Source organism: Coprococcus intestinihominis (assembly GCF_040096555.1).
Classification (GTDB): domain Bacteria; phylum Bacillota; class Clostridia; order Lachnospirales; family Lachnospiraceae; genus Coprococcus_A; species Coprococcus_A intestinihominis.
Genome location: NZ_JBBMEK010000151.1, coordinates 1 through 7,964 on the forward strand (window position 1 = coordinate 1; position 7,964 = coordinate 7,964).

5 protein-coding genes are annotated in these 7,964 nt (G+C 40.5%); 3 read left to right on the forward strand and 2 right to left on the reverse strand.

All coding sequences use genetic code 11. The features are described 5' to 3' along the window. The first annotated feature begins 376 nt into the window (after window positions 1-376). Complete coding sequence (locus WMO25_RS11555) at window positions 377-3,640, forward strand: InlB B-repeat-containing protein (protein ID WP_349085439.1); 3,264 nt, start codon at window positions 377-379, stop codon at window positions 3,638-3,640. Between the two features lie 179 nt (window positions 3,641-3,819). On the opposite strand, the gene WMO25_RS11560 is transcribed toward WMO25_RS11555, so the two are convergent. Next, a complete protein-coding gene (locus tag WMO25_RS11560) occupies window positions 3,820-6,642 on the reverse strand; it encodes an HD domain-containing phosphohydrolase (RefSeq protein WP_349085440.1) in 2,823 nt (940 codons plus the stop codon). A 129-nt stretch (window positions 6,643-6,771) separates the two neighbouring features. After that, window positions 6,772-7,290, reverse strand: a complete 519-nt coding sequence (locus WMO25_RS11565) for a helix-turn-helix domain-containing protein (RefSeq protein ID WP_117526553.1) — start codon at window positions 7,288-7,290, stop codon at window positions 6,772-6,774. A 203-nt stretch (window positions 7,291-7,493) separates the two neighbouring features. On the opposite strand from WMO25_RS11565, the gene WMO25_RS11570 reads away from it, so the two are divergent. Beyond that, a complete protein-coding gene (locus WMO25_RS11570) occupies window positions 7,494-7,700 on the forward strand; it encodes a hypothetical protein (RefSeq protein WP_015514828.1) in 207 nt (68 codons plus the stop codon). Between the two features lie 49 nt (window positions 7,701-7,749). Next, window positions 7,750-7,964: DUF1284 domain-containing protein (locus WMO25_RS11575; RefSeq protein WP_349085441.1), on the forward strand; the 215-nt coding region annotated here is incomplete at its 3' end.

The following is a 7,964-nucleotide window of genomic DNA, read 5'->3' on the forward strand; positions in this document are numbered from 1 at the left end:
TTTTGAAATTTTATTTGGCGGATACGCCACACCGACGAAATGCGTAGCATTTTGGAGGTTAGCTCTGAACAGTTACGGGAATTTTTATAATAAAGCATTATATCACAGAAGTTGAAAAACAGAATAAGTTTTCTGAAAAAAAGACAAGATGTTTTTTATATTAAAGCGATAATGTTTTTATTTTTCCAGAGTCAGATGAGCAAATGTTTGATTATTATGAGAGTATATTGCTGAAAGTTATGCGTGCAAGTCGATTACTATCACAAGTGCTAGTGCAATTCTTTAGTGTTTCATTTAAAATAAATAACGGGTAATTTTGATATTTTTGGGTGTTAGCAACTGCGAAAAGAAATAAATAAGAAATGGAGGAATGAAGATGAGAAAGAAAAGATGGATGAGTATCATGCTTGTGCTTTGTATGATATTGACGTTATTGCCAATCAATACAGCTTATGCAGATGAAGCCGATACTCAAAAAGATGCCAATCAAGTTGAAGAAGTTCAATCAGATGAAGACATTGTAATGCAGACCGAGCAGGTAGAAGAAGTGAAGCCAGATGAAAGTGTTGCAATGCAGGATGAACAGGCAGAAGAAGCTGAACCAGATGAAGATGCTGTAATGGAGGAAACAGTAAAACCTGCAGTTAGGATGTTAGCACCAGCGGCAGTCTCTCCAGCGGCAGTCTCTCCAGCGGCTTCGCCTGAAAAAATTAAAGAGATAGAGCTGAATTTGAAGCCAGTAACTGAAATCACAAATATCAATGATTTTAAATCAATCACGTATTCTCCATCAGATAAAATGACTTTGAAAGAAGTTATTGTATATGAAGGGTATGATAAAGTAACGGGTCCGATTGCTTCCGTATATAATTCTGATAAGGCCTATACAGTTATGTATAACTTTGAGTACGATAAGAACGCGTATAGCCTTGACTCTTCTTATAGTAAAGTAAAAATAAATTCCAAGTATATACAGGACTGGAATTGCAAGTTCCGTTGGGGGTGCGCTCTACAGGTTTGTGTGTCTTATCCAAGTCTGAAAGATACAGTTGGTGTAACCTTTAAGCCAAGAGACCAATGGAGTGGTAAAATTTCCAGTATGTATGTTGGTCATAATCTGGGTGCTGCCTATGATGTTTGGCTTAATTATTACAATGGGTTAAATCAAACTGATAAAAGCATTGGTAGTAATGCAGCATATGATCCAACAAAAGATTATAGTGTATGTATTACCATTACTGGGAAAGATCATGCTGTTACCATTTCGCCTGATTTAACAAAGGATGATGTCACAATTAATTATGGCATGATCTGGAAAGTTGCCTGGGATGATGATAATAGTTATACAAAAATCTATGTGAACTTCCCAAGGGAAGAAGACAGCGAATATACCGTCAAAGCCAAAAATGCTGAAATAACGAATGAAGCAGGGGAACCTGTTTCTAAAGCAAAAGCAGGGACTGTCCTTACCGTGAAGCTCAAGGATCTTGAGAAAGGATACGCTTTTGAGAAATGGGCAGTTGATGATAATAGTACAGATGTGGAGTTTCAGAATGTGAAGAGTACGACAACAACATTTGTTATGCCAAAAGGAGAAGTTTACATTTCTCCAGCTACTCTTCGGATAGCTAATGTGTATTCTAAAAAGTTGACTTATAACGGAGAAGAACAAACTGGGGTATATTTACATGATGTGTATGGCGGCGGTTCATCTATCGGCACACTTACCGGACATAAAGCGACAGAAGCAGGTACCTACACTGCCAGGGCTAGTTTAAATAAAGGCTATATTTGGTCTGATGGCACTACAGAAGACAAGGATATTGTATGGACGATTGATAAAGCTGATCGAGATGGCCCAAGACAATTAGCCGGTGCCATGCCAACAAAGGAAGGAGCCAACGATGGCCGTATATTAGCAACAACAACGGAAATGGAATACCGAAAAGTTGGCACAACTACATGGAAAGATTGCCCGGATGAAGAGGTTACTGGACTATCTCCGGGAGACTATGAAGTAAGATATAAAGACACCAAATCTTACAATAGAAGTATAGCCATAATCTATACTGTTCCAATATGGGGACCAAAGACATGGATAACATGGATTGAAAATGGAACACCAGATGGAATACAGTTACCAAAAAATGCTACGATTACCATTACTGCAAACCCACCTGAAAAAGGCAAAGAATTTGACAAGTGGGTTCCCAATGCATCAAGTAATGTAAAGTTCGAGGATGAAAAGAGCGAAGTTACAAAAATGACGGTATTAGGAGGAAACGTAACTGTTAGAGCTACATACAAAGATAAAGAAACACCGGGGGCTTTGAAATACGATCTAAACGTAATTAATGGTCAGGGTACTGGAAAATATGCAATTAATAAAACAGTAGAAATCACTGCAAATCCAGCTCCAGAAGGTAAAGAGTTTGATAAATGGGTTGTAGTAGAAGATACGGTAGCGGTAGCAGATATAACAAAACCGAAAACTACCCTTACAACAAAAGGTGTTGATGCATGGGTTGTAGCTACATATAAAGATATTGGATCCGTTGCTGTCGATCATACATTAACAGTCGTAAACGGAAGCATCTCTGGCAGCTCTAATCCGGGAAAATTTAAGCGAAATGAAGAGGTAACTCTCTATGCTAAAGAATTCAAAAACTTTGATAAATGGGTTGTGACATCAGGATCCGTTGTGGCTATACTTCCAAACGAAAATACGCTTAATGTAACTATCATAACATCCGACGAAGATACGACGATTGAAGCAACTTGTAAGAGCGATGCATCAGTACATACACATACATATGGAGCATGGAGCAATGATGATGCAGATCACTGGCATGAATGCACAGATGCTGCTTGTACAGATAAGGCAGGAAGTGTAAAAGACAAAGCAGCTCATATATATGACGATGATGCAGACACAACCTGTAATGTATGCGGATACGTTCGCACAGTAACACCACCGGCTCCGGTACATACACACACATATGGAGCATGGAGTAGTGATGATGCAGATCACTGGCATGAATGCACAGATGCTGCTTGTACAGATAAGGCAGGAAGTGTAAAAGACAAAGCAGCTCATATATATGATGATGCAGCAGACACAACCTGTAATGTATGCGGATACATTCGTACAGTTACACCACCGGCTATAACACCGGATTACAAGTTCCTGGAAGGAGCAAATGGTAAGTGGACAAAGAGCAGTGATAAGAATCTTGCTTTCCGTGCAAATGGTGAATTCTCTAAATTTACAGGAGTAAAGGTTGATGGAACGAAGATTGATGCTGATAAGTATACAGCAGTTTCAGGTTCCACAATAGTAAATTTAAAGAAAGAGTATCTTGAAACATTATCTGTTGGTAAACACACATTGACTGTTGCGTATACAGATGGTGAATGCAGTACTGAATTTGAAATTAAAGCTGCAAGTACTACAAAGAAGGATACTACTGATAAGGAGAATAAATCATCTAAAACGACTGCATCCAAACTAGATAATGCAAAAACACCGAAAACAGGAGACAACAGTAATATATTACTTTGGATTACACTGTTATTTAGCAGTGGAGTGATGTTAATGGGAAAAGCATTTGCAAACAAAAAGAGAAAACAGGATAGATAGGATTTTCTTCATAGTCACAAGAACTGCCTCTTGGCCAAAATGGTCAAGAGGCAGTTCTTTTAATCTATAGTTTTCTTATTGTAGAATAATCTTACGGATAGGCGGTGTTTCTTCATCGGAAAGTATCAGACAACTGTTGCCGATGAAGTAATGAAAAATAGTGAAAAAATAGTGTATTTTTACTGTTTTTCTCCGGCAATCACCAGATATTCATAGGTTGGACGGAAATCGGTGTTGTCGCATTGCTGGCGATATTGCATGAAAATGCGATCCATAATATGCGGTATTTCTGTTTCAATCGGTTCAAACAGGATGATCAGATACTGCATGGAACTGTAACGGGTACAGATATCCACACGGCGAATCTTCTGGCGGATAGCCTTTTCTATACATTCCAGAGCCTGTTCAATGGCTTCTATATTCGGAATCGTATCGATAGCTGTTTCCATGGTGACCATCACAAGATAACAATGACATTGGCTGCGAATACTGAGCTGACTCATATACTCATATTGACGGGCAAAGTCACGGTAATTCAGATCCATGGCACCGATGTAGGTGCCGCTTTCCCGCAGGGATTTGGCTACGAGCTGAAGATCTTTGCCAGTACTGGAGGTAAGAAGTTCTTTACGGTCAATCTGCTGATAGAAGAAGAACTGATTTTTACCGTTCTGTTTGACATAATATAAAGCTTTATCCGCTTTCTGGTAACAGTTTTCAAAGTTATCACCGGCTGTGCACATACAGATTCCGGCGGAAAGCGTAGCACTTCTGATTTCGATATCTTTGGAAATGGCCAAACGGAACTGATCGAAGAGTTCCTGCATTTGTGTTGTGACAGAATCATGAGTTGCTTTCGGCAAAAACAGCAGAAATTCGTCGCCGCCCAATCGACAGGCGACGCCCTCATCGGAGTAGCGTGACAATAGATTGCCCAATAGTTTCAGTGCCCGGTCTCCGGCTTTGTGTCCGTGGATATCATTGATCTTTTTCAGATTATCCATATCAAGGAAAATGAGGTATCCGTCGGATTGCTGCATCAGTTCCGCCGTCAGGCGCTCACCGAGATTTCGCATCGGAAGTGTGGTGAGCAGGTCGTAGTTCTTGGCATATTCCTGTGCCTTAATTGTGATCACTACATCCGAGATGAATTTGCTGATGGTTCGATGGTCATCCGCAAGATTAGAAGTACTGCTGCTTTCTGAAAAGTCATCCAGATCAGGAATCTGATTTTCGGTTAGCAATGTCAGAAATATATCTGCAATTTCAGGGTCGAATTGTGTGCCCTTGTTTTTGAGGATTTCTTCATAGATTTCATCCTGAGACAGAGCATTACGGTAAATGCGACGGGAATTCATGGCATCGTAACAATCAGCAACAGCGATAATACGGGCATAAATCGGAATTTCAGTGCCTGCAAGACCGTCAGGATAACCGCTTCCGTCATAGTGTTCATGGTGATTTCTTGTCACTTCGGCAACATGTGGGATCAGCGTGACATCTTTGAGGATTTCGGCACCGATAATTGTATGTTTTTTCAGAAGATTATCTTCATCCTCTGTCAGTTGGGTCGGTTTGTTTAAAACAGAATCCGGGATACCGATTTTGCCGATGTCATGCAGATGTGCGGCATGTTTCAGGTTGGTGATTTCATCCTGTGACCAGCCGAGTTCTTTGGCAATTAATGCGGCATATTCCGCCACACGGTAAGAATGACCGCGGGTGTATTCGTCTTTGGCCTCAATTGTTGTTGCAAGGGTCTGCATCATCTGCAGAGATATGCGTTCTGTTTGCTGTTTGCTTTTTTCAACTTCAATTTTCTGACGGTGCAATTCCATATCCTGAAGGTTTCTGAGGGTTCGGATGATATTGACAAAAAGCAGGATGATCATGCCAATGCCGATGAACAATCCGGATATGCTGGTAACAAAATAAACAGAAATCGCTTCTATAGAGATACATATGATGGATGCCAACAGCCCCAGAAGAAGAAGCCGGTCTGATTTGCGGCGGCTGCTGCGCATATAAATAAACAAATGGATAAATACAACGACAAGTATCGAACAAAGGATGATTTGTCCGATTGGAAGCGTTTCAATATAGTCTGCAATGCCAAAAAATGTCAGAATGGAACAGACAGCGAAATCCAAAAGCGCCAGACCCCCGAGGATGGTATACAATCTGCGATGAAGCTGCTTCTGGATGCTGTCTGCATAGAGCAGAATCGGAATCGGACACAGAAGAATCATGACAAAGCAGAGCGAACCCAGAGCGGAGGCATTTGGAACTAATATCTGCCGCAGTTTGGATTCTCCCATCATCCAGACACCGCCCATTATCATACACCAGCCGAGGTATTCCATATCAAAACTGGAATGATAGATCATGCCGAGTGCCAGGCTGAAAAGGATCGTTACCAGACCGGTAAAAAAGATGAAAATGGCAATATAAGTTGCAGGTCCGTATTGATTCAAAATATTGAGCCAGATATCTGTTTTGTCACCGCAGAGAACCGTATTGACAACACCGGAATAATTATAAGTATGGGTTGTCAGCTCGATGCGGAGTTCTTTGCCGGCATCGGCCTCCGAAGTCTCACAGAAAATATAACGGCTGGCAGAGTTTTTGCCGGTCAGTCGTGTCTCGCTGGTGTTGTAAGAAGCGCGCAGTGTGCCATTGATATAGAATTTGACATCCTGAAGGGAGGAACGAATGGCCATGGTATTCTCGTGATAGTCTTCCGGAAGACGTGTGGTAAGTACCATTGTCTCACCCACAGGCAGATCATATCGCCCTGGGACAGTAATTTCTTCAGATGTTTCATCAGACTTCTCCCAGGTAAAAGTACCGGTGTAGATCATGGAATCTGAATTAACATTCAGTCGGCGTTCATCGACACCGAAAAACTGCATGTAAGTAAACCAGCCGAGAATGGCAAACATTAAAATATAGAAAAAAATCCGGGATACCCGGGTGGCATCCGGGGGATTTTGGTGGGACATAATCAATTCTCCTTATGTTAAGAACAAAATACGGCAAAAAGTGTTTTTTATATCATAGCATTTATTCAGAGTTTTGTACATTGTTTGTGATTTATATTGGGTTAAATGGCGGACAGCCCACTGTATCGATTATTTATCCAGTTTCTCTTTTTCAATATTCAGCATATCAATATTGATGTTGTTTTCGCTGGCGGTTTTGTTAACCCATAGATTCAGCGCATCAATGGCTACAGACACTTTGTCCAGCTTGTGGCTGATAAATGCAAAATCTTTAATTTCATCATCTGTGATCTTTCCGTCGCGGGCAATCTGGATCAGACGGCCTGTGAGTGGATTGATCTCATCCAGACTGGCTATTGTTTCCAAAATGATGCTTGAAAGTTCGGACATTTCGATTTCAGGTACATAGCGATAGCCAATTTCACATTTGTGGGAACAATAATAATTGCAGAGATCCGGTCTTTTATAACAGTCAGCCATCTGAACAATGTCATAAGGTGTCGGATCCTGAAGATTGTATTCGATTTTTTCAATTCGTGAAGCAGAAACACCGGTCATCATTTCACTGGCCTTTTCTCTTGTCAGTTCACATTCTTCACGGCAGATCTGATAGATGTTTTTGTTTGCTCTTGTCGATTGTCTTCCCATTGTAAAATCCCTCTTTATGGTTTATACTCCAAAACGGAGAAATAAACAGTGTTATTTCTATATGTTCAAAGTTTATTTTTATTGCTCTCTTTATTATAATAGAAGCATAGCATTACAGCAACGGCTAATTTATCTGTGATGGTTATTTGAAATAAGTGAAAATTTCAAAATCGTTATTATGAGAGATAGAAGGGGAGAAGAATATGTTAACGTTGTTATTTATTATTTGTTTTTTTGCGGTTTTTGGAAAACTGTTGATGTTTGGTATTAAAGCTGCCTGGGGAATTTCAAAATTCCTGCTGACGATTGTCCTGCTTCCGGTTATTCTGATCGGATTGGTTGTGGGCGGTCTGATCTATCTGGCATTCCCGATTCTAATCGTTGTGGGAATTGTCGGATTGCTGCTGTAATGCAGTAATCATAAAATCATGCAGGGAAAAGCAGAAAGAGAGAAAGAAAATGGCAGAAGAAAAAGACAAGCAGAAACTGGCTCGGCCGGTTTTATTGAGACCGCATCATGGTATGTGCCTTGCTTATTTTAAAGGTGAAGGTTACAGTGATGGTTTTTCGGCGCATATGAAAGAAGTATTGGATGAATTGCAGAAAGGGATGGATGTACAGCTGTATGTAGGGACAGATGAAATCTGTTCTGCCTGTCCGAATAATCGGGAGGG

Excerpts from the sequence above, each read along its gene's own strand:
- WMO25_RS11555 (WP_349085439.1), top strand. The coding sequence starts at position 377 with ATGAGAAAGAAAAGATGGATGAGTATCATGCTTGTGCTTTGTATGATA.
- WMO25_RS11560 (WP_349085440.1), bottom strand. The coding sequence starts at position 6,642 with ATGTCCCACCAAAATCCCCCGGATGCCACCCGGGTATCCCGGATTTTT.
- WMO25_RS11565 (WP_117526553.1), bottom strand. The coding sequence starts at position 7,290 with ATGGGAAGACAATCGACAAGAGCAAACAAAAACATCTATCAGATCTGC.
- WMO25_RS11570 (WP_015514828.1), top strand. The coding sequence starts at position 7,494 with ATGTTAACGTTGTTATTTATTATTTGTTTTTTTGCGGTTTTTGGAAAA.